17 protein-coding genes and 2 pseudogenes are annotated in these 21,449 nt (G+C 37.4%); 13 read left to right on the top strand and 6 right to left on the bottom strand.

Going from position 1 to position 21,449, the window contains the following annotated elements; genetic code table 11:
• Window positions 1-229: 229 nt before the first annotated feature.
• Window positions 230-2,380, top strand: coding sequence for a 2Fe-2S iron-sulfur cluster-binding protein (locus P4S65_RS14935; protein ID WP_337120494.1), 2,151 nt, complete (start codon window positions 230-232; stop codon window positions 2,378-2,380).
• Between the two features lie 30 nt (window positions 2,381-2,410).
• Here the strand turns inward: P4S65_RS14935 and P4S65_RS14930 are convergent, their stop codons facing one another.
• The 3 genes from P4S65_RS14930 to P4S65_RS14920 all read right to left on the bottom strand — a co-directional run bounded on the left by P4S65_RS14930 (window position 2,411) and on the right by P4S65_RS14920 (window position 4,254).
• Window positions 2,411-2,617 (bottom strand): hypothetical protein, encoded by a 207-nt coding sequence (locus P4S65_RS14930; protein WP_337120493.1) that lies wholly within the window; start codon window positions 2,615-2,617, stop codon window positions 2,411-2,413.
• 59 nt (window positions 2,618-2,676) lie between these two features.
• Window positions 2,677-3,258 carry a hypothetical protein gene (locus P4S65_RS14925; RefSeq protein ID WP_337120492.1) on the bottom strand — a complete coding sequence of 194 codons (582 nt, stop codon included), beginning with the start codon at window positions 3,256-3,258 and terminating at the stop codon, window positions 2,677-2,679.
• Window positions 3,259-3,630: 372 nt separating this feature from the next.
• Entirely contained in the window at window positions 3,631-4,254 is a 624-nt protein-coding gene (locus P4S65_RS14920) for a glutathione S-transferase (RefSeq protein ID WP_337120491.1), read from the bottom strand.
• 116 nt (window positions 4,255-4,370) lie between these two features.
• Here P4S65_RS14920 and P4S65_RS14915 point away from each other — a divergent pair, with 116 nt between their 5' ends.
• Window positions 4,371-5,264 carry a LysR family transcriptional regulator gene (locus P4S65_RS14915; protein WP_337120490.1) on the top strand — a complete coding sequence of 298 codons (894 nt, stop codon included), beginning with the start codon at window positions 4,371-4,373 and terminating at the stop codon, window positions 5,262-5,264.
• A gap of 97 nt (window positions 5,265-5,361) precedes the next feature.
• On the opposite strand, the gene P4S65_RS14910 is transcribed toward P4S65_RS14915, so the two are convergent.
• Window positions 5,362-6,213: a universal stress protein gene (locus P4S65_RS14910; protein ID WP_337120489.1), complete on the bottom strand. Its 852-nt coding sequence runs from the start codon at window positions 6,211-6,213 to the stop codon at window positions 5,362-5,364.
• A 10-nt stretch (window positions 6,214-6,223) separates the two neighbouring features.
• Window positions 6,224-7,714, bottom strand: coding sequence for a SulP family inorganic anion transporter (locus P4S65_RS14905; protein ID WP_197120875.1), 1,491 nt, complete (start codon window positions 7,712-7,714; stop codon window positions 6,224-6,226).
• A gap of 429 nt (window positions 7,715-8,143) precedes the next feature.
• On the opposite strand from P4S65_RS14905, the gene P4S65_RS14900 reads away from it, so the two are divergent.
• The 3 genes from P4S65_RS14900 to P4S65_RS14890 all read left to right on the top strand — a co-directional run bounded on the left by P4S65_RS14900 (window position 8,144) and on the right by P4S65_RS14890 (window position 11,772).
• The gene (locus P4S65_RS14900; protein ID WP_337120488.1) at window positions 8,144-10,336 is read left to right on the top strand and encodes an LruC domain-containing protein; all 2,193 of its coding nucleotides are present in this window, start codon (window positions 8,144-8,146) and stop codon (window positions 10,334-10,336) included.
• A complete protein-coding gene (locus tag P4S65_RS14895; RefSeq protein ID WP_337120487.1) occupies window positions 10,336-10,788 on the top strand; it encodes a hypothetical protein in 453 nt (150 codons plus the stop codon). The genes P4S65_RS14900 and P4S65_RS14895 overlap by 1 nt, the downstream gene beginning before the upstream one ends.
• Before the next feature lie 90 nt (window positions 10,789-10,878).
• Window positions 10,879-11,772 (top strand): endonuclease/exonuclease/phosphatase family protein, encoded by an 894-nt coding sequence (locus tag P4S65_RS14890; RefSeq protein ID WP_337120486.1) that lies wholly within the window; start codon window positions 10,879-10,881, stop codon window positions 11,770-11,772.
• Between the two features lie 84 nt (window positions 11,773-11,856).
• Here P4S65_RS14890 and P4S65_RS14885 read toward each other — a convergent pair whose 3' ends face one another.
• Window positions 11,857-12,777, bottom strand: a complete 921-nt coding sequence (locus P4S65_RS14885) for a glycosyltransferase family 2 protein (protein ID WP_096793286.1) — start codon at window positions 12,775-12,777, stop codon at window positions 11,857-11,859.
• A gap of 204 nt (window positions 12,778-12,981) precedes the next feature.
• Between P4S65_RS14885 and P4S65_RS14880 the strand changes: the two genes are divergently transcribed.
• The 8 genes and pseudogenes from P4S65_RS14880 to P4S65_RS14845 all read left to right on the top strand — a co-directional run bounded on the left by P4S65_RS14880 (window position 12,982) and on the right by P4S65_RS14845 (window position 21,448).
• Entirely contained in the window at window positions 12,982-13,650 is a 669-nt protein-coding gene (locus P4S65_RS14880) for a hypothetical protein (RefSeq protein WP_337120485.1), read from the top strand.
• Entirely contained in the window at window positions 13,626-14,132 is a 507-nt protein-coding gene (locus tag P4S65_RS14875; RefSeq protein ID WP_337120770.1) for a glycosyltransferase, read from the top strand. The genes P4S65_RS14880 and P4S65_RS14875 overlap by 25 nt, the downstream gene beginning before the upstream one ends.
• An 8-nt stretch (window positions 14,133-14,140) precedes the next feature.
• The gene (locus P4S65_RS14870) at window positions 14,141-15,334 is read left to right on the top strand and encodes a lipopolysaccharide biosynthesis protein (protein ID WP_337120484.1); all 1,194 of its coding nucleotides are present in this window, start codon (window positions 14,141-14,143) and stop codon (window positions 15,332-15,334) included.
• Window positions 15,335-15,544: 210 nt separating this feature from the next.
• A pseudogene (locus P4S65_RS14865) lies at window positions 15,545-16,899 on the top strand (O-antigen ligase family protein).
• A gap of 1 nt (window position 16,900) precedes the next feature.
• Window positions 16,901-17,605, top strand: a complete 705-nt coding sequence (locus P4S65_RS14860; protein ID WP_337120483.1) for an acyltransferase — start codon at window positions 16,901-16,903, stop codon at window positions 17,603-17,605.
• 4 nt (window positions 17,606-17,609) lie between these two features.
• Window positions 17,610-18,746: a glycosyltransferase gene (locus P4S65_RS14855; protein ID WP_337120482.1), complete on the top strand. Its 1,137-nt coding sequence runs from the start codon at window positions 17,610-17,612 to the stop codon at window positions 18,744-18,746.
• Between the two features lie 131 nt (window positions 18,747-18,877).
• Window positions 18,878-20,370: pseudogene (locus P4S65_RS14850) on the top strand (GumC family protein).
• 1 nt (window position 20,371) lies between these two features.
• Window positions 20,372-21,448 (top strand): glycosyltransferase, encoded by a 1,077-nt coding sequence (locus tag P4S65_RS14845; protein WP_096793281.1) that lies wholly within the window; start codon window positions 20,372-20,374, stop codon window positions 21,446-21,448.
• Window position 21,449: the final 1 nt, after the last annotated feature.

Here is a 21,449-nt window from a genome sequence, read left to right as displayed (position 1 = left end):
GTTTGCAAAAATACAGCCAGTTTTTTAAGTTATTGTTTAAGTAGTATTTAATGTGTTTTTAGAGTAATGATAAAACTCGTTTTGTTATATGTTGGTGCGCGCCTAGCACTAAGAGGGTGCAAGTATTGTCATTGTTTTGTGCATTATCAGTCAATAAAACACTCATTATCACTGAGTGTGTATTGAGTTAAATTTAACCCATAAAATACGCACACGAATTACGATCAAAATGACTAACACTAACTCAATAGATGCTTCACCTTTTCACGAAGGCGAGCTGGCAATACAAGACAAACTCGGTAAACGAGAAATAATGGCAACATTTGGCAAACGTGCTGTGCGCTCATTTATGCCAGAGCAGCATCAAGCCTTTTTTGAGCAGTTACCATTTGTGGTTGCAGGCAGTGTTGATGAAAATGCTAATCCGTGGGTATCTATTGTTTCAGGACAGTCAGGCTTTTTAAGCACCCCAACTCCTACGTCGTTATTAATGAAGCACGCGGTTGATAAAAACGACCCCTTACATAACACGTTAAATATTGTCGGCTCGCCAATTGGTTTATTAGGCATTGAGCTAAGCACGCGTAGGCGTAATCGTTTAAATGTGCGCGTAGGTGAGGTAATTAGTGATAATAAAGTGAGTTTTAATGTTGATCAATCCTTTGGAAATTGCCCACAGTATATTCAAACGCGCGACTTAACGTTTAATAGAGATCCTTTACTTAAAAGTAATGCGGTACAAAAAGTTGAATTTAATACACTTGATAACGCAGCTAGTGCGTTAATTGACACCACCGATACGTTTTTTGTATCGAGTTTTATAACAGCCAAAAACAATCCAAAAATTGAAGGTGTTGATGTTTCTCACCGTGGTGGAATGCCGGGCTTTGTAAAGCGAGAGGGCAACACATTAACGATTCCTGATTACGCAGGTAATAATTTTTTTAATACCTTGGGTAACTTTTTATTAAACCCAAAAGCAGGTTTGTTATTTCCTGATTTTGACACGGGTAATGTATTAATGCTTACCGGCAGTGTTGAAATTTTATGGGACGGGCACCCAGAGTTAGAGGGCTTTATTGGTGCAGACCGAGGCTGGAAATTTACCCTCACTAAAGGAATGTGGCTTAAAAACTTACTCCCGTTTAGTGCTAAATTTGATGCTTATTCCCCTAACACTAAAATGACGGGCACGTGGCTTGAGGCTGATAAAAACAAACAAGCCGAAAAACTAAAACATACTTGGCAGCCTTTAAAAGTAACCAAAATAATTAAAGAAAGTAATGTAATTACCTCCTTTTATTTAGAAGGGCATAACAATACAACCTTGTTACCGTTTAAAGCTGGGCAGCATTTAACTGTACAAATACCATGTAAAAATAGTAGCAATAACAGTAATAGCAAACCTGTTATTAGAACCTACACCGTGTCATCAAGCCCTCATGAACTATTTTATCGGTTATCTATTAAAAAAGAACTCAGAGGCGAAGTGTCTAACTACTTTCATAATAACGTAAATGTAGGCGACGTTATTTTAGCTAAATACCCACAAGGGAAGTTTTTTATTGACCCCACCAGTGCCAAACCTGCGGTACTCATTGGTGGTGGAATAGGTATTACACCTATGATCTCAATGGCTAAACACATTACCAATGAAGGGTTAAGAACCCGCTATACACGCCCTTTGCATATTTTTCACAGTGCTAAAAATGCCCAACAGCGTGCGTTTTATAACGAGCTAAAAATGCTTGCAGATACGAGTGGCGGGGCAATTGATTACTACTCACTTTTATCTCAGCCTGAGCCTAATGAAAAACAAGGCAATGGTTTTAATTTAAAAGATGAGAGCTTTAATTTAAAAGACGAGGGCTTTGATTTAAAAGGGCGCATAAATGCGGATGTGTTTAGATACTATTTACCGCTTGATGATTACGAGTTCTTTTTATGCGGACCTGCTGCGTTTATGCAGCAAGTATATAACGAGCTGTTATTACTCGGTGTGCAGGATAAAAATATATTTGCGGAAGCATTTGGACCCTCCAGTATTAAGCGCAAAGTACTTAACACAAACGAAGCGCCTAATAAAAGCAAAGAGATGAGCGTTGAAGAAGCAGACAACACTGTAATTAAATTCAGTAAATCGGGCTTTGAACAGCGCTGGAATAAAGGCGATAACACTATACTTAATGTAGCCGAATCTCATGGTTTAGAACCTGAGTTTGGCTGTCGAAACGGCAGCTGCGGCAGTTGCGCTGTAAAAATAAACGCAGGCGCTGTGGTTTATCGCAATACCGTAAGTTACCCAGTAGAGACAGGGCAGGCGCTAATTTGCTGCGCCGTACCCGCCAAAGGCGTTGATGAACTTGATATAGAGCTGTAGTTGTTTAATTTTGATAGTCAGGTTTGATTATTAGGGTTCAAGTTCTGTAACGTCCAGTTGTTTCGGATACTTTTTTCTACGCGCCCAAAGCATTAAAGCAGGCATTGAAGAGTAAAAGACTCCAAGAGCTATAAAAAATATTGGTTGTTGATTAATAGACTTTTGAGTCGATCCTTTAGACAAAAAGTCAACGATGAAGTCTCTAGCTTCTTGAGGTAATAGACCGAATGTGAGCATTGATAATCCGATAAAAAGAGCAGTCACAGTAATAATTTTTGGTCTATTTAATAATATTTTTAATGGGCCTTTAAAATTATTTCTTTTTTCTGAAGAACTTTGCCCTGATCAACAAAGCCTGAAGGCAGTCCCTTAATTGTACCGTTAAAATTTGGATACCTTTCTTCACTATCATGAAGCAACTCAATAACAACACCATCGTTTGGATCTAAATATTCAAATTTAAAATAAAGTTTGTTAGTGGAGTTTTCAAAGGCTTCTAAAACAAATGCGTTAGCATCCTTCGTTTTTTTAAGGATTTTGTGACTTAAAATTTTGTCATTAGCATTAAAGGAAATGAATAGAGGATCAGATTTAACTACATCGTTACCATCAAGTATTTCGGTGCCGTTATTCCAAATCGTTAATGTTGTTTTTGTAAGTCTGTCTACTTCATTCCCCTTATAGGTCACCTTTACAGCTTTGGGTAAGTTATCCTCATTTCTTCCAATTAGCCTCAATGAGGATTTTTGGTACGAAGGCTTAGCTATGCTTTTAGAAATTCTATAAGAAAAAATACCAACTATACCAAGAATGATGCCGACCACTCCTATTAATGAGCCAACCCAACCTTGATTAAAAAACTTAAAGATTTCTAGCATGTATACATACCCTTCCTTGAATATTAATAACTTAATAGTGCGTAAATTGCGCGTTCCGTTTTATGTCACGCTTATCCTTATGTTTTGTCCAAGCTTAGTAAATTATTTAACATATCACTATCGCAAAGTTTTTATAGACTCATAATTAGGTAGAGCGGATAAAAGTACTGTTCTAGTCTATTGTCTTAAATATGTGAATATATATCAACTAGGTTTCTAAGCTAGTTATCATATTGGGCTTATGAAGTATCTGCTGATTGTTTTCAGTTAAGCGAAATATCACTATATCTACTAACTTTAAAGCTTGACTTAAACAAACGCAGAAAAGAGGCTCAATAGCCTCTTTTAAAACAGTATTAAAAACTTGAAAAACTAAGCGAGTAAACCTGCTTTTGTTTCAGGCATTGCTATAAAGCCATCAAGTTTACGAACGTTGTTTAGCCATCTTAAAATATTGGTATATTGCTCAAGTGATACGCCGCCCTCTGGTGCGTGCGCTATGTACGAAAAGTTGGCAATGTCGGCAATAGTTGGCTGAGTGCCTACTAAGTACTCGCGATTTTGTAAATACGCATCCATTGTTTTAAATAATGTATGGGCAATATTTATCGCGTTATGATGATCAAGCTCTGCGCCAAATACAGTGACTAAACGAGCTGCACACGGACCTGAAGCCACAAGCCCTGCAGCAACACTCAACCAGCGCTGAATGTGCGCTTGAACAGTTACATCTTCAGGGTACCAGGTTCTGTTAGCATCAAATTTTTGTGCCAAGTACAGTAAAATAGCGTTTGAATCGTTAATAATGTCGTCGTTATGTTTTAGTACCGGTACTTGCCCAAAAATATTCATTTTTAGAAAGTCAGCGTGCTTTTGTGCGCCGTTTTGCAATGCAACATCAACCATATTTACATCAAGCTTTAAAAGCGATGTAAATAACTCTGCACGATGTGAATGACCAGATAAAGTAAAACGGTATAGCGTTAGATTGCTCATGGGTTGTCCTGTTTTTAATTTTGAATAGTGATTTTTAATAACGCTATTCTTTCACTATTATCAGTTTTGAAAAACCGAGCTAGTAAGGAATAAATGTCAATGCTATATTGACAATCATGGATACTATTATTGGCATTAAAACAATCATAGCGGTTGTTGAAACAGGCTCTTTTACAGCCGCAGGCGACAGACTAGGGCTTTCAAAGGCGCTGGTTAGTAAATACGTGGGCATTGTAGAGCAAGACTTAGGGGTTAGATTATTTAACCGCTCCACGCGCAGAATTTCGATTACCGAAGCGGGGCAAAGTTATTACACAAGCGTAGTACCTGTAATTGAAAGCTATAGTGAAATGCTCGATAACTTATCGGGTCAAACAGCACTTGCCAGCGGCAAACTTAGGGTGAGTGCGCCGGTGTCGTTTGGTGAATCAAACCTTGCGCCGTTAATGCCTGAGTTACTGAGCCGATACCCCGATTTAAGTATTGATTTAGTGCTTTCAGACAAAACAATTGATTTGTTAGAAGAGGGGGTTGATTTAGCAATAAGAATTGGCAGTGTGTCTGACTCTAATTTAATCGCGAGGCAAATTACCAGTTACCCTTTAATTTTATGTGCATCAGCCAAATATATTCAGCGCTTTGGCGCACCAGCGAGTGTTGATGAGCTTGAACAACACGCCACAGTGATTGATAGCAACTTTAAAATAGGTCGCCATTGGCCACTTGTTTCACCTACTGGTGAGGCATTAACGGCAAGCGTAAACTCGCGTGTTTCGGTTAATAATCCTCAAGCAGTAAAAGAGGTGGTTGTAGCGGGTGGCGGTATTGGCTTAATCCCTGAAATAGTGGTGAGAGACGATATTGCATCGGGTAAGCTTGTACAGGTTATGCGGGACTATAAAACCTTTGAGTTTGGTTTATTTGCTATTTACCCGCATAGAAAGTTTGTGGCTCAAAAGGTTACGTCGTTTATTCAGTTTTTATTTGAAAAGTTTGAAGCTAAAAAATAAAGCTTACTTTAAAACTAAAAGTCAAACCAAGCTAAAAACAAAAACGCCTAAAATCAGTTAAGTGATTTTAGGCTTTTTAGAATGGAATATTAAAATATTATTTTAAAATAACCACAGGCACATCGCTGTTCTCGAGCATTTTAATGGTGTTACTGCCCACAAAAAACTGCCTTAATTTAGAGTGCCCAAACGCACCCATTACAATTAACTCTACATTATTTTGCTCTTTATATTGCATTAACGAGTCAAAAATATTGCCCTCTAAAAAGCTTGCCGACACTTCAAAGTCCATACTGATAAGCTTGTGCTGTGCATTAACAAATTTTTCTTCAAGGTCTTTTTCGTTGTTTTTAATACTCACTAAATGACAATGCAAACCATGTAACAAGCCGCCATCAATCACTTGTTGTAGCGCTTTGTCGGCTGTTTCGCGGCCGTCATACGCAATCATAAATGATTTAGGTTGTTTAAATGTTTCAGGAATAAGCAAAATAGGTTGTGTTGCATTACGTATTAGGGTTTCTATATGCGAGCCAAGTACCGCTAAGCTATTACTATGTCCAGCACCATTTTGGCCAATAACAATAAGGCGTGTATCGTCTTGTAAGTCTATAACGGTATCGAGCAAATCACCGTGGCGCTTAATTAGTTCAAAATTAGTAACACCTGCCGATTTAGCATGCTCACTTACTGAATTTAATAATTCGTCAGCCATTTTTAAACTTACTTTGCAGCGTTGTTCGTCAAGCTTAGTCATTTCATCAAGAAGTGTTGACTGTGCACCAAGCCCAATACTACCAGAGTAGTCACCAACATTTGTTCGCTGCGTTTTTTCAATTGTATGCACAAAGCTAATTGGTTTATTTAGCTTTTTTGAAGCCCAAATAGCAGCATCGGTTACATTTTTAGTAATGGCTGAGCCATCTACATAGGTAATTATTTTAGTCATTGCATTCTCCTTAATGTCCGCCAAGTAGTTTTTCGACTTCTTCAGGGTTGTTATGCACACCAAATTTATCAATTACAGTTTCGGTTGCGCTATTCATACCAATAATATTAACCGTTGCGCCTTCACGCCTAAATTTAATAACCACCTTGTCGAGTGACGATACACCAGTTATATCCCAAAAATGTGCATGGGTTAAATCAATGACCACGTTAGAAACCGCATTTTTAAAATCGAACGATGCAATAAATTGCTCAGCTGAGGCAAAAAACACTTGGCCAACGACTTCATAGGTTATTTTATCGTTGCTTTCATCATGGTTAGCTTTAACCACCATGAAGCGACCAATTTTATTAGCAAAAAACAGCGTAGCTAACAACACGCCTACTAAAACGCCAATGGCTAGATTATGCGTGGCAACAACCACAATAACGGTGGAAATCATCACTACATTTGATGAAAGCGGGTTCTTTTTTAAATCCTTAACAGAGGTCCAAGAGAATGTACCAATCGATACCATAATCATTACGGCAACTAAGGCTGCCATAGGAATTAACTGCAGCCACTCATCTAAAAACACCACCATAATGATTAAAAATGTGCCTGCAATAAAGGTAGAAAGCCTGCCGCGACCACCCGATTTAACGTTAATAATTGATTGCCCAATCATAGCGCAACCCGCCATACCACCAAATAAGCCTGCGCCAATATTAGCAATACCTTGGCCTTTACATTCTTTATTACGATCGCTCGTTGTATCAGTTAAGTCATCAACAATAGTGGCGGTCATCATTGACTCAAGTAAGCCCACAACAGCAAGACCAATTGAATACGGTAAAACAATTTGCAGTGTTTCGAGTGTTAGCGGTACATCGGGCCATAAGAATATAGGTAGAGTGTCTGGTAGTTCGCCCATGTCGCCAACGGTTCTTATATCAAGACCCAAAAATATTGAAACCAGTGTAATAACAACAATACACACTAAAGGAGAGGGAAGTATTTTGCCAATAGTTGGAATATATGGGAATAAGTAAATAATACCTAAGCCCGCTGCGGTCATCGCATAAACATGCCAAGTAACATTAGTCAGCTCAGGTAACTGCGCCATAAATATTAAAATCGCCAGCGCGTTTACAAACCCTGTTACAACAGAGCGCGATACAAAGCGCATTAATTCACCGAGCTTTAAAAAGCCTGCAAATATTTGTAGTACACCAGTGAGTAAGGTAGCAACCAGTAAGTATTCCAAACCATGATCTTTAACTAGCGTCACCATTAACAGTGCCATTGCACCGGTGGCCGCCGATATCATGCCAGGACGTCCGCCTACAAAGGCAATAATAACGGCGATACAAAATGAGGCGTATAAACCTACTTTTGGATCAACACCGGCAATAATAGAAAAGGCAATCGCTTCAGGTATTAGGGCAAGCGCCACAACAATACCAGCAAGCACATCGCCACGAACATTAGAGAGCCAATCTCTTTTTACGTGATCAAACATGTAAATAACCTAATGAGTTAGTTTCCCAAAGTATAAGGGAATATTTTATTTAAATAACAGTGATTCTCGCACACCTAATAAAGCTTACAGATAAAGCGCTGACAAACAAGGAAGATAGATTACCTAAGGGCATTTTAATTTTAAAAAGCACCTATGGTTAGATAAAAAGTTAATATCTTGGTATTTATAGAGTTCATAAGCTAGCTGGTTTATTTGCGATACTAATAATTTTAACACCTCTCATACTTAGAACTTTTTCCGTCATATCTATTTTATAAACACGGTATTAATTCGCATAATGCAAATTTATAGAGTTGCAACATGCATAGAAATCGCTCTATTTTATTTTTTTATAAAGAATTCAATGTACTAAATTTTGGAATGAAGTCTGCACTGATTTATTTACTTAATAAATAAGGGCAACTAATTATGAAATTAACCCAATTATCCACAGCACTTTTATCACTAGTTCCGTGTGCTGTTTTAAGTCAGCCATTTGATGAATGTCCAAGTCAGGCTTTTTTAATGCAAAACTCAAAAGCACAACTGTATGGAATAGATTTAGTGTCTGCTAAACCTACCGTTTTAACGACAGAGCTGACATTTGCAAATGAGGCTAATAATGAAAGTGTTAACGCAATAGGCTTTAATTATAAAGATCAATATTTATACGGGTTTAGTAAGCAATTACCAAGTAGTGTTGTGCAAATCGGTGATGATTTTGAAATGAAACGCTTAGATGTTGTTGGTCTTCCTGCAACAAATTTTTACGTTGGTGATATTCAAGTCATTGAAGATGAAGGAACTCAGAGCGCTTCATATTATGTTTATACTCCAAATTTTGGTCTTTATTCTATCAACCTAGATGGTGATTTAGATGCCTCTATTACGGCCACACTTCAACCTGATTCAGATACATGGAAGCTAGGTATATTTGATTTCGCTTTTCACCCAAAGAGTAATTTATTATACGCTGTAGAATCTAATGGTGACTTGCATGAAATAGACATAGCAGCTAATACCGCTCGATTTATTACTCAAGTAGACATTGGTGATGATACTGGGGCTTTTGGAGCTGCATACTTTGATATTAATGGGCAATTTTATTTCAGTAATAACAAAAGCGGTAAAATTCATAAGGTTGATTTAAGCATTAGCCCAGTTGTTGACTATACGCCGGTTGCTAACGTATTTACATCAGGCCCTAAATCAAGCCAAAACGATGGGGCACGTTGTGCCATAGCTGAGGTTAAAGTCACCGATAGCTCAATTGACTTTGGTGATGCACCAGCACCGTATAACACGAGTCTTGAAAAAAGTGGCGCTAGGCATCTGTTTGATCCTAATAGCACTGGCAGTGAGTTAATTTATCTAGGAGATTCTGTTGATGGCGAAAATATAAATACAGAAGCTGATTTAGTTAATTTTCCGATTGATGGATCGGATGATGGGGTTAGTTTTGTAACTGCAATATCTGCAGGTCAAGATAGCCAAATCATAGTTAGGGCATCAGCGACTAGCTTTTTATATGCATGGTTTGATTGGGATCAAAACGGAGCATTTAGTGAAGATGAACGAACGGTCACCAAACTTCAGCTTAATGAGGGTGATAACAGTATTCTGGTCAGTGTTCCTAGTAATACAAAATCAGGCCAAACATGGGCTCGATTTAGAGTAACTGATGGTACCGAAGCCTCGCTTATCACCGCAACAGGGGGAGTACTTGGCGGCGAAGTTGAAGATTACGAAGTAACTACATTTGCCAGTGCAGTGTATCCAGGTGAGAGTGATTGGGTAACGCTTGCTTACGAAGATAAATGGCCGTTTGCAGGTGATTACGATTTTAATGATGTCGTACTAAATTACAGAACGACTCAGCTAATAGAAGGGAGCAGTGTAGTTGGCTACAAAATAGATGGTCAACTTATAGGTATTGGTGCGACCTATCATAATGGCTTTGCTGTGAGGCTAAAGGAAACGGTAAATGGTAATCCACTCTCAATTTTAAGAAATGAAGTTGATGAGAGTGCTATTTCTTTGGTTATTGATGGGCAATTGCAAAATGGCCGTTATTTAGAAGAAAACCGCGATGAAGCTATTCTAATTTTTATGCAAGATACGTGGGAGTACGTTTCTAAACAGTCCGGTTGTGAATACTTTAGAACAGAAAATAACTGTGATGATAACGTTAAAGTCACATTTAGCATGACCATTCCATTAAAATTACCAAAAGCAATCACAGCCTCTCCAGGTACACTTCTTGACCCCTTTATTTTTGCAACAGATGGTTTTTATCATGGAGACTTTTTGGTAGGAAAAGAATCCAGAAGCTGGGAAGTGCATATCAAAAATCAAACGCCGACTGAAGCGTTTGACTCCTCATTTTATAACTATGTTGGCTCTGATGATGTGAGCGATCAAAGTAAAGGTTTGTATTTCCTTAGTGAAAGTGGCTTACCTTGGGCAATGGAAGTTGGTATGCAATGGCTCCATCCACTTGAGGGTGTTGATATAACTGATGCCTATGGCAGCTTTGCCGAATTTGCAGAGTCATCGGGTGCGCAAAAAACAAAATGGTTTAATGATTACAGTATTAATAATGTTGTAAAAGGGGATCAATAATGAATAACGCTATTATAATTTCAATGTTATCACTAGGTTTAATTGCATGTGGCGGCTCGGGTTCAGAAGAATCAAAAGCTCCTGAGGCAGCGGTATCTCTACCTTTGGAAAGTTCAAATGAACCTGCAGGAATAGCAGCTTTACAAATTGATGAACAATTTAACCTTTCCACTAAATACTCACTTAATCTTGATGTTGATCTTGGACTGGGAGAGGTTAGAGCGTATTTAAATGTATGCCAAAAGAAAATATCAGCACAGCGGGCAGATTATAATAACTGCGTTTATAGAGGGCCATTGGTCAATAGTATGCTTGAAAAACAGCTTACACTGAGTCGCGAAGATATTGAGTTAATAGCCGAAATTTGGTTTTACGATAGCTCTACTCAGCCACTTTTATATTCATGGGAATATAATTCAGGCGAACAACAACAGTTATTTATAATGCGATAACCTTTGAAAGTTTTCACTCACGGGGTCAAAAATTTATGTTTAGAGCCTTAGGTATTAATAATCCGCAACGATTTTTTGCGGATTATTCTTTTGTTAGCCGCATTGTTATTTATTGCACTTGCGTATAATCCTTTAGAGCATTTTTATGCAGATGTGTTTGTGTCTCTGCGCTTACAATTATTGTCAGCTGCGTTAGTGTGTGCGCTGCTATTAATTACCCTCAAACTATTTAAATTAGGAGCCGCATTACTACTTGTGTGTATTGTAGGGGTTACCCCTGTGTTATTTAATCTATCTAGCTCAACATCCTACAGTGGGCCGGTATTATCTGTTAAGCAAATAAACTTAAACTATAGTAATAAATATATAGAAACTCATTTAGCAACGTTGTTGCAAAAAAAATGGGATGTGTTGATTTTACAAGAATTCAGCGACAAAAATCGTAATTTACTGAACCAATTTTTAAGTACAACTGATATGTTTGGCTATGAAGAGATAGAAGGAATTCCCTATGGCATAGTTGTTTTATCACGAATACCTATGGTGTATAAGCATCAAGTTAAACTGGATGCTGATAGATTAGGTTACATTAAATTGAAGTTTTTATTTATAGATCGCATTGTCACGGTTTTTGTAGCTCATCCTCCTTCCCCACGGTCAAGACAACATTGGCAAAATAGAAATACGTTATTAGCAGCACTAAACACGGCAGCACATAATGAAAAGGGCGTTTGGGTAATCGCTGGTGACTTAAATATTGTCCCTTGGTCTCAATACTTTAATTGGGATGATAGTAAAACGTGTTACGGAGAAAGTGAGCGGTATGTGAGCTTTATGCCTTTTGAACGTGGGCGATCTATTTTTACAGGCTTAGCCATAGATCATTGTATAATGAGTGAAGGCATTAATTTGCAAAGATTAACAGCGAGTGACTTTAAAGGCAGTGATCATAGAATGCTTAGTTATGATTTAATTATTGATTAACCTTAAAGGCTCAGGATTTTATGCTGAGCCTTTAAAAGTCGGTTTGCGTAAGCTATTTAATGGGCTTTGGTATATAAAAATTGCTCACGATGGCTTAATCGTCTGTTTTATATCATGTAATAGGTGCTGAAAATTTCGTTTGTGAGGAAATAACATAAAAGCAGCCGCTGTAATACGTAAGGCTTTAAATTTGAGCCCGATTTCCCTGTAGTACTCACCATAACACTCTAACATTCTCGCTTTAGCTTTAAGCTTTGTATCAAATCCAGTATCGTTTTTGCATCGAGAAATGATTACTTTCATTGCATTAAGTCTATTTTTTCTATTTGCTGTGATTGAGCCTGCCCTCATTAAATAGCCCATTGATGTTTGAAGTGAAAATGCAACATCACCAATTCGAGCTAATTTTAACCAACAATCCCAATCACTTGCGCTATTGAGTGAAGTATCAAACTTTCCAACGAAGCTGATAGCTGATTTTTTTACCACCACAGAAGACGTGCCTATCACATTAGCAAATAGGAGTAAGTCCATAGGTGATTTAAGGTTTTGATACCCTGTGCTATTTTTATCTATAAATTTTGAGAACTCCGGCCAATAAGAGAAACAATCAATAATTGGTTCATATTTTTCATTTACATGCATGTAATTAGTAAAACTTAAAACACAGTCACTATTTTGTTTCATATAGTTAATTTGATTTGATAACTTGTCGTCTGTCCAGTAATCATCGGCGTCTAAAAAGGCAATGTAATCGCCTTTAGCCTCAGATATTGCTCTGTTTCTCGCTTTTACAACCCCTGTATTTGGTTGTGCAATGACTCTAATTTCAGGCAGTGTTTTTTGAAGATTTTCTAACCATTCGACACTGCCGTCAGTTGAACCATCATCGACGACGAGTATTTCGTAGCTAATATTCTCTTGTCTAACAATGCTTGATATTGCCTTTGCTAAATAGGGTTTACAGTTGTAATTAGGAATAATAACGCTTACTTCAATGCTCATATTAAGTAACCTTCATTTTCTCAGGTAGTTAGACTACGCAAGATAAGCGCCAACGATTTTAATACGCTTCGGAGCTATTTTTTGTTTAATGGTTTGCATATTGCGATTTATCTTCGCATATTGATTTTTTAATGCTCATTTAAGCCGTTTTTTGCAGGGCATAGTTCTTGCGAAGTAACATTAAGTTTATCTGGAGTTTTTAAAATGAAACATATTGGTATTGTTGTCCCCAGCTTTCACATTCCATCAGAAACGTTTGTCGTTACTGAAATCAATGCTTTAGTTAAAGCAGGACATAAAGTAAGTGTGCTTACGTTCGAAAACTTGAATGAGTGCATCAATTTAGATAATAGCGTTCGTATTATTGTAATAAAAAAATCGACTCAGTCTGCTATCAGTTTTGCATTACAACACCCTGTTATGGCACTTAAAAGTAGTATATTGGCCAGTAAATTTAGCGCTATCTCTCTTGTATCGCTAATGGGTTATGGACTGAATATTGCTGAGATAATTCATTCTCGTAAAATCTCTCATATCCATTGCCATTTCATGCATGCCCCGCTCACATATTCAATAGTTGCCAGCAAAATTGCAGGTGTTAGCGTGTCCTCAATAGGGCACGGTCACGATGTTTACGTGAACGATTCTGATTTAAAACTTAAATTATCACTGTGTGATTTCTCAGTTGCGGTATGTAAAGACATGCAGATAAAGCTAAATAATTACAGCGCAGGTAAGGTTCAATTACTGCACTGTGGTATCGATTTAAGTATGTTTAACGCCAAACCAAGTCGTCTAAATGAGTCAGTAAAGCTCTTATTTGTAGGGCGATTAGTTGAAAAAAAGGTCTGCAATTTCTATTACCAGCAATAAAAAAGTTAAATAAAAAATACTCTATTTCGCTAGATATTGTAGGGGAAGGGCCTTTATTAAATGATCTAATTTATTTATGTGAAGAACTTAATATTGTTACTGAAGTTAAGTTTTTAGGTGCAAAAAGCCCCACATGGCTAGCAAAAAACACCAGTGATTACTCTGCCTTAGTGGCTCCTTTTTGTGTGTCTAGTAATGGTGACCGCGATACCGGACCTGTGGTTTTAAAAGAGGCGATGGCCAGTGGCATTCCTGTAATAACGACAGAACTGATGGGAGCAAAAGAAATTGTTAATGACTCCGTTGGGTTTAAATGTGAGCCTTCTAGTATTGGCGGTCTCGAAAGAATTTTAACTGAATTTTGTGACCTTAGCCCGTATGAAAGATACGCAAAAGGACTAAATGCTAAAAAATTAGTGACTAAAAAGTTTGATGCAAATTCGCAAGCTAAAAAGCTATCTAACTGGATTCAAACTGTGTAGGTGAAACTATGAATGGAATTAAGCAAATTGCATATTTTGGTTTATCTACCTTATCACTTAAAGTGCTGGGGTTTGCTTTATTACCTATTTCTACACGTATTTTGAGTCAAACTGAGTTTGGTGAGCTAACTTTTTTAGTGTCAATATCAGCGGTTATGTCGTTACTTTTATGTTTAGGCTTACCGGAATTACTTTTTAAGCAACAAATAAACAACCCTCAAAAAAAGCGAGCATTATTTAGAGATGCATTTATTTTATGTGGTTTATTCAGCAGTATCTTTGTGTGTGTATGTGTTTACTTTGTAGAGCCGTTTAGCGCGTTACTGCCTGTTTCATTAACTTTGATAGATATAAAACTGTTGGCTGTTAATTTAGCACTATCATCGCTGCTTTCAATTTTATTTTGTTACTTTAGATACTACGAGATGGCTAAGCAGTTTTGTATTTTAGCTATACTACAGGGCATTGTTCAAACTGTGTGTACGCTTGTATTGCTTTATTTAGGCTATGGGGTAACCGGTGTGATGGTGTCGGGTGTTGTATCGAGTGCTTGTGTATTATTTATAGCATTATCGGTTGTTTTTCAGCAGATTAGCATCGGCTTTAAATATATTCCTTGGAATATTAGCTATAAAAATAGTCTGTTCTTATTAAGCATTATTATCTCTTCATTGTTTGTATACGCAAATAACGGTGCTGAAAACTGGTTTATTGTAGCAAGTGTAGGTAAAGAAAAACTAGCTCAATACTACGTTGCAGTGCAGTTTGCATTAATGGCGTCGTTTACTTTTGAACCGATTAGAATGTGGTGGTTTTCTCGTCGTTTTAATGAATTAGCACAAGATCGTACTCGTTATGTGTTTTTATGCGAACTTAGTTTGGATATTGGCATATTACTTTGTGCGTCTATGACGATAGTGGCGCCTCATCTTTTAGCCGTAGTATTACCCGATAGCTATCAATTAAATATATGGCTGTTACCGAGTTTAATTGTGATTGTAGTACTAAGGCACCACAGTGATTTATTAAATATTGGTTGTTATACCAAATTCAACGGTTTTTTTGTCACTGTAGTGAATGTTATTAGTGCTTTAACAGCACTGATACTGCTTTTCTTTTTGGTGGCTGAATTAGCTGTACTGGGTGCTGTTATTGCTTTAATGGCAGCCCAGTTATTAAAAGCAATACTTTTTTTGTTATAAGTCAAAAGCTTGAATATTTGTCGTTTAGTGTAAAAAACCTTATGCCGAGCTGGGGATGTTTTTTAGTCATTTATATGATGAGTGCTTTTGACTTTCCACAATATGTAATCTGCCAACTCATCACATTTATCTGTTTTTTAATGATCCTTTGTCATAAATATAATCAAATAATTAGCAATGTCATTCATCACATATTGAAGGGCAGAGTGCATGATTAATTGGTATAAAAAACATTGTTTAATTATAAATGGGATGCTTATTACAGCGCTAACGCTTGTGCTGTATATTTTATTTGGTCCTATTGCTGCATTTGCATTATTACTGCTGCCATTTGCAGGATACTTAGCGGTTAAGATAAGTACTGTATTTATTATTTTTTTATTCTATTTAGTTATTTTAGATTACACGAAGCCTTTGTTTTTTTAATGCCCCTCAAAATACCTAAAATGTTGGCGCTCGCCTCGCTGTTAGGAATTACATGGCATTTGTTTATTTCAAAAACCTTAAAGCCACATTGGAGCTCAACACATCTGATTTTTGTTATTTGGTTTGCTTGGCTTACGGTGTGTGTGTTTAGTGCAACAAACAAAGGGCTGGCAATAGAGTATTGGATAGGGGTACTGGTTAAGGTATTTATTATGGTGTTTGCTATCAGCTGGTGGCTAACACGGTTCTCTCATTTTAGTTTTGTTCGCATGGGGATCATGATCTCTGGTGTTGCTGTTGCATTGGTTGCTTTAAACAACAAAATTAATGGCATTGGTCTAATTGAAGGTACTCGGGTGACTATTTCTCGTGAGTATCGCTCACAACTGGGTGATCCAAACGATTTATCTTTAGTGTTAATGTTTCCGGTTTCTTTTTTAGCCGCTGAGTTATTCAATTCACAAGTTAATAAATACCGTCGAATATTTGCAGCAATCGGTTTAATTTTTACTATTTCTGGTGTTATTGCTACGCAAAGTCGCGGTGGGGTATTAGGAATTGCGGCTATCTTAAGCTTCTTTTTATATCAAAAAGTAAAAAATCCTGTCGTTGTTGCAATGTGTGCAGGTGTTGCGATGTTAGCTATGATGGTTTTTGCTGGTATAAGCGACAGGCAAAGCGGTGGAGCTGCAGAAGATGGGGTTGATGAATCTGCAATGGGTCGAATATACGCGTGGCAAGCGGCAATTAATATGGCGCTGTCGAACCCCTTAACAGGCGTTGGTGTAGATAACTTTTTTGTAAATTATTACTTTTACAGTCCTCATTGGGATGGCAAGAATCATGCAGTACATAGCACCTGGTTTCAGGTTTTAGGTGAAACAGGTTTTGTTGGAATATGTATATTCCTGGTTTTAATTGCCAGTATTTACCGAAGTCTTTCGAGAGTTTATTGCATTAATAAACTTAACTACAACCACCAAGTTGTTGTTAATGCTAATGCATTAAAGGCTGGCATTATTGGGTTTATGGTTGCTGGTACATTCCTAACACAAGCATTTACTTGGCCTTTATATATTATTCTGGCACTAACAATTGCGCTAGAAAAGCTCACAATACAAAGCAATAAGGAATCGTAGTATGTTAATACATTTTAAATACTGGCTTAAGAATAGCCCTCACCCTGTTGCGAAATCGCTGTTTTATTTTGCAACTTATCTTCGCAATCCACAAATGGTGGTTATTCCGTTATTTCACTCTGGATTCTATTACCTACATCAATTTTTAAAAACATTTTCCCATGAATTACTAAGAATACTTTATTACACCCCACTGTTTAAAAGTCAGATAAAAGGGAGTAAAAAACAGTTGTTTCTTTACTCAGGTATGCCACAAGTTTTGGGGGAGCTTAAAATTGAGTGCAGCGATAATGTACGGATGTCGGGTATATCGACTTTTTGTGGGCGGGTGGGTAGCGTTACCACGCCCACTTTAGTTATTGGTAATAATGTAGATATAGGTTGGCAGAATGCATTTTCGGTAGGTCGAAATATTACGTTAGAAGATGATGTGCGGCTCGCGGGACGTATTTTTTTAGCCGGTTTTCCTGGCCATCCAGTTGATTGTGAACGAAGAGCACTTGGGGAGAGTGATGATGAGTCTCAAATTGGCGACATTATTATTAAACGTGGTGCGTGGCTTGGTACTGGAGTGACTGTTCTTGCTGGCGTTACTATAGGCGAGGGGGCAATTATAGGTGCAGGAAGCGTTGTTACGAAAAACATTCCGCCTTTTACTATTGCAGCAGGTAATCCGGCTAAAGTGGTCAAGCACATCAAGGAATAATAATATGAAATTTATCGTTTTTGGCGAAGATTGGGCAAGTCACCCGAGTAGTACGCAACATTTATTTTCTCAATTGGCTAAAAATCATGAAATACATTGGGTTAACTCAATAGGTATGCGAAAACCTCGCTTTAAATTACACGATATAAAACGAGTTTGGGGAAAGTTTAAGCAGCTTTTTAGTAAACCTGAAAACACTGCAATTAAAACACCTTCGACGATGCAAGTTTACCGATTACCAGTCTTGCCATGGCACGATAATCGCTTTGTGAGGCGTTATAATAGGTGGGTTTTTTCTTTTTATTTTAAAGATATTCAAAGTAATGGCCCGTTAACGTATTGGTTAAGTGTGCCTACCGCAGAATACTTTTTCACTAAAAAAGCACAAGACACCATTATTTACTACTGTGGTGACGATTTTAATGCATTGGCAGGTGTCGATCCTAATTTAGTGTCATCCTTTGAGAAAAATTTAATTAAGAAAGCCGACCTAATTTATGTTGTGAGTGATTTTTTAAACAATAAAATGCCGGCTCATAAAACAAAGCTACTTCCCCATGGTGTGAGTTATGATTTATTTACGTCTGATGTAAAGAGAGCCCCAGAAATAGATGTTTTAAATGGACCAGTAATTGGGTTTTATGGAAGTATTAATCAGTGGTTAGATATCAGTTTATTAACAGCGCTTGTTGCGGAGCGACCAAATTATCAACTGTTTTTGGTCGGAGATATTGTTGCTTGCACATCTGAGCTAATGCAGTTTAAAAACGTTACACATGTGCCAGCTGTTGATCACGAGCGTTTAGTGGAGTTTTCGGCACATTGGGATGTGTCTATTTTACCATTTGTAAATAATGAGCAAATTAGAGCATGTGATCCGTTAAAGTTAAAAGAGTATTTAGCCGCAGGAAGCCCGATTGTTGCCACGGACTTTCCAGCCGTAACACGTTATAAGTCGAATATTTACATAGCAAAAAATCAATTCGATTTTATAAATAAAATAGATCAGGCAATTGCCTTAGATAAAGAACAGTTAAGCTCTCTTAAATCAGCGCAACAGGACATCGCTAAAGATCATAGTTGGGAGTCAAAAGCATTGCTCGTTCAACATGATATTTTAATGTTAAATAAAGCGCCTTAGGCAGTAAACGATAATCTTGGCGCAGCCTGTGCAACTACCTTCTTAAAGTACGCTATTTGCAGCTTAAATTTTTATTATGCAAATAGCAGCTAAATTTCGCATAGCAATATGCAAATGTATAGGTAGGGTTTATGTTAGTAAGAGAGCAAATAAAAAGGTTACTTTATTTAACCTTGTATAGTGTTTATACAAGGGCAAAGCTATTCATTTTACCACTTTTGATTGTTCCTTCAGTCGTGATTATCTTGGCTGTGACTGCGCAAAAGCAATACACAAACCATGCAACTATTTTAATAGAAGAGTCTTCGTTACTTAATCCATACCTGGATGATTTATCTTTTTCTTTCGATTTATCAAATCGAATGGCGGCACTTAGAACACTTGTAATTAGCCGAAAAGTACTAATAGCTGTAGCAAAAGAAACAGGCTTAATTTCTGAAACGGCTACCTCAGCTGAGATAGAAAAAATCCACCAAGAGCTTTCTCAAGCACTTTCTTTATCACTTGTTGGCGATGAACTTGTTCGTGTGAACTTCATATGGCATGACCAGACAAAAATGAAGATGGTGTTGGAGAAAGTGGTCGAAAAATTTATTGAAAGTTTATTAGCCCCAACAAGAGCATCACTTGATACATCGGAACAGTTTTTTTATCAGCAACTAGTCAGTCTTCGGGATGAGCTTGAGGTATCGGAAGAATCACTGGCTATGTTCAAAACTAAAAATAGTAACACTCTGCCTGCCGTTTTACACAGTAACCGACAAACATTCGATAAGTTATTGAGTGACCAACAGCAAAAATCTATCGTTTTATCGGGTGCGCAAGCCAAACTTAAAGCGTTGACAACAAAAATGGGACAAGCCAATCCAATCCTAGGACGTATTGAAGAAAAAATTATTGCAGTAGAGTCTGAACTTAGCTTTTTAAAAACACGTTATACAGAAAAGCACAGTAAGGTAATTTCAAAAAAAGAGAGATGCAAAGTATAAGAAATCGTCAACAGTCATTAATTGAAAGTAGCAAAGAGCTTGACCTTACTAACCTTGATCAGCTTTGGCAGATGGCCAATACCTTACCCAGTGGCGGGGATAACGAAAGCAGTGTACTTGTCTCTCAAATTCTTAATTTAGAAGAAGCAAAAAACTCAGTTACTCAGCACCAGCAAGAATACAGCATGCTCGAACAGCAAGTTAATACAGTAAGCGAAAGACTTTTAGTGACAAGTGATATTGAAAAGCAATTAAGAAAATTAGAACGTGATTACGATGTTAAGCAATCATTATATAAAGATATGTTAAGCCGTTACGAAATGGCGAAGGTAACAGGAAAGTTAGTTAAATATGAAGGCCCAGATAAAGTAAAAAACATCGAGCGTGCATATAGCCCGACACAACCTATCAACACATCTTTTGCCGTATCAATTATTGTAGGCATCATTTTAGGTATCTTTACAAGTAGCACAATAGTGTTTGTTGCGACTTTATTCGATAGCCACCTTAAGGATATTCAAACCATAGAGAAGCTCTCAGCTCTTGAGGTCGTGACTATTTTACCCATTGTTAGAAATACTCCTGTGGATTTGGTTTTCAATTCATCAGTGAACTCTATTGATCAGAGGAAATAACATGAATGTATTACATTTGGTTCAACATTTCAAAATAGGTGGCCTTGAGAAAATGGCCGCGACACTAATGCAAAAAAGTCAATTTTCTGATACGAGTGTTTTTGTTTCACTCGAAGGAAGTTTTAGTGAAGCAGTTAGAGACTGGCCGCAGCTAGCTGCGTTTGAGCACAGATTAATTTGCCTAAATAAGGCTGAAAAATTTGATCTAAATACAGTTCGAAAACTGTCAGCTCTTTTAAAAAAACACAATATAGATGTCATCCATAGCCATCATATAGGGCCAATGCTTTATGCAAGTATTGTAAGTTTAAAAAATCGCCAGATAAAGCACGTTTCGACTATCCATGACGCGTGGTATTTAAAAAGTTTTAAGCAACGTTTAATAACTAAATTATTAAATAAGCTAACAAAAATACACTGGGTCGCGGATGCACAAGTTGTGGCGAAGGATTTTTATAACGAAACAGCAATTAGAACCGATAGAACAATCCTAAATGGAGTCGATTTTAAACAGTTTTTTAGTACCAATGAGTTGGACGCTCGGCATGAATTAAATTTACCTAAAAAGGTGAGTTTGATTGGTTGTTCTGCTCGTTTAGAGCTAGGGAAAGGGCATTTTCCGCTTATAAGGGTTTTATCTTCATTGCCAGCAAACATCGAATTAGTGTTTGCTGGCAGTGGTAGCTTACGCAGCAAACTTGTTGATTATGCTAGCTCATTGGGTGTTTCAGAGCGAGTACATTTTTTAGGTAATGTACAAAGCATGCAATTATTTTACTCTGCAATCAATGTAATGTGTCTTTACTCACAAAGAGAGGGGTTACCGCTATCAATTTTGGAATCTATGGCGTGTGGTAAAGCTATTGTTGCCACTGATGTTGGGGGGATCAGCGAAGTATTAACCCATAAGCAAGGTGTATTGGTTAAACCAGGCGATGAAATGGGGCTTAAACTTGCGGTTATTAAAGCGATTAATATGAAACAGGGAGAATGTATAAGGGAGCATATTTTTTCAATCGCTGATGCTAATAAAATGAGTGAAGAGTACGACCATTTTTATAATGGCTTACCATCGTAAG

The sequence above is a fragment of the Pseudoalteromonas sp. B131b genome, from assembly GCF_037162545.1.
GTDB classification, from domain to species: Bacteria; Pseudomonadota; Gammaproteobacteria; order Enterobacterales; family Alteromonadaceae; genus Pseudoalteromonas; species Pseudoalteromonas fuliginea.
The sequence above is the reverse complement of the archived record's forward strand: the minus strand, read 5'-3'. Positions and strand labels throughout refer to the sequence as shown.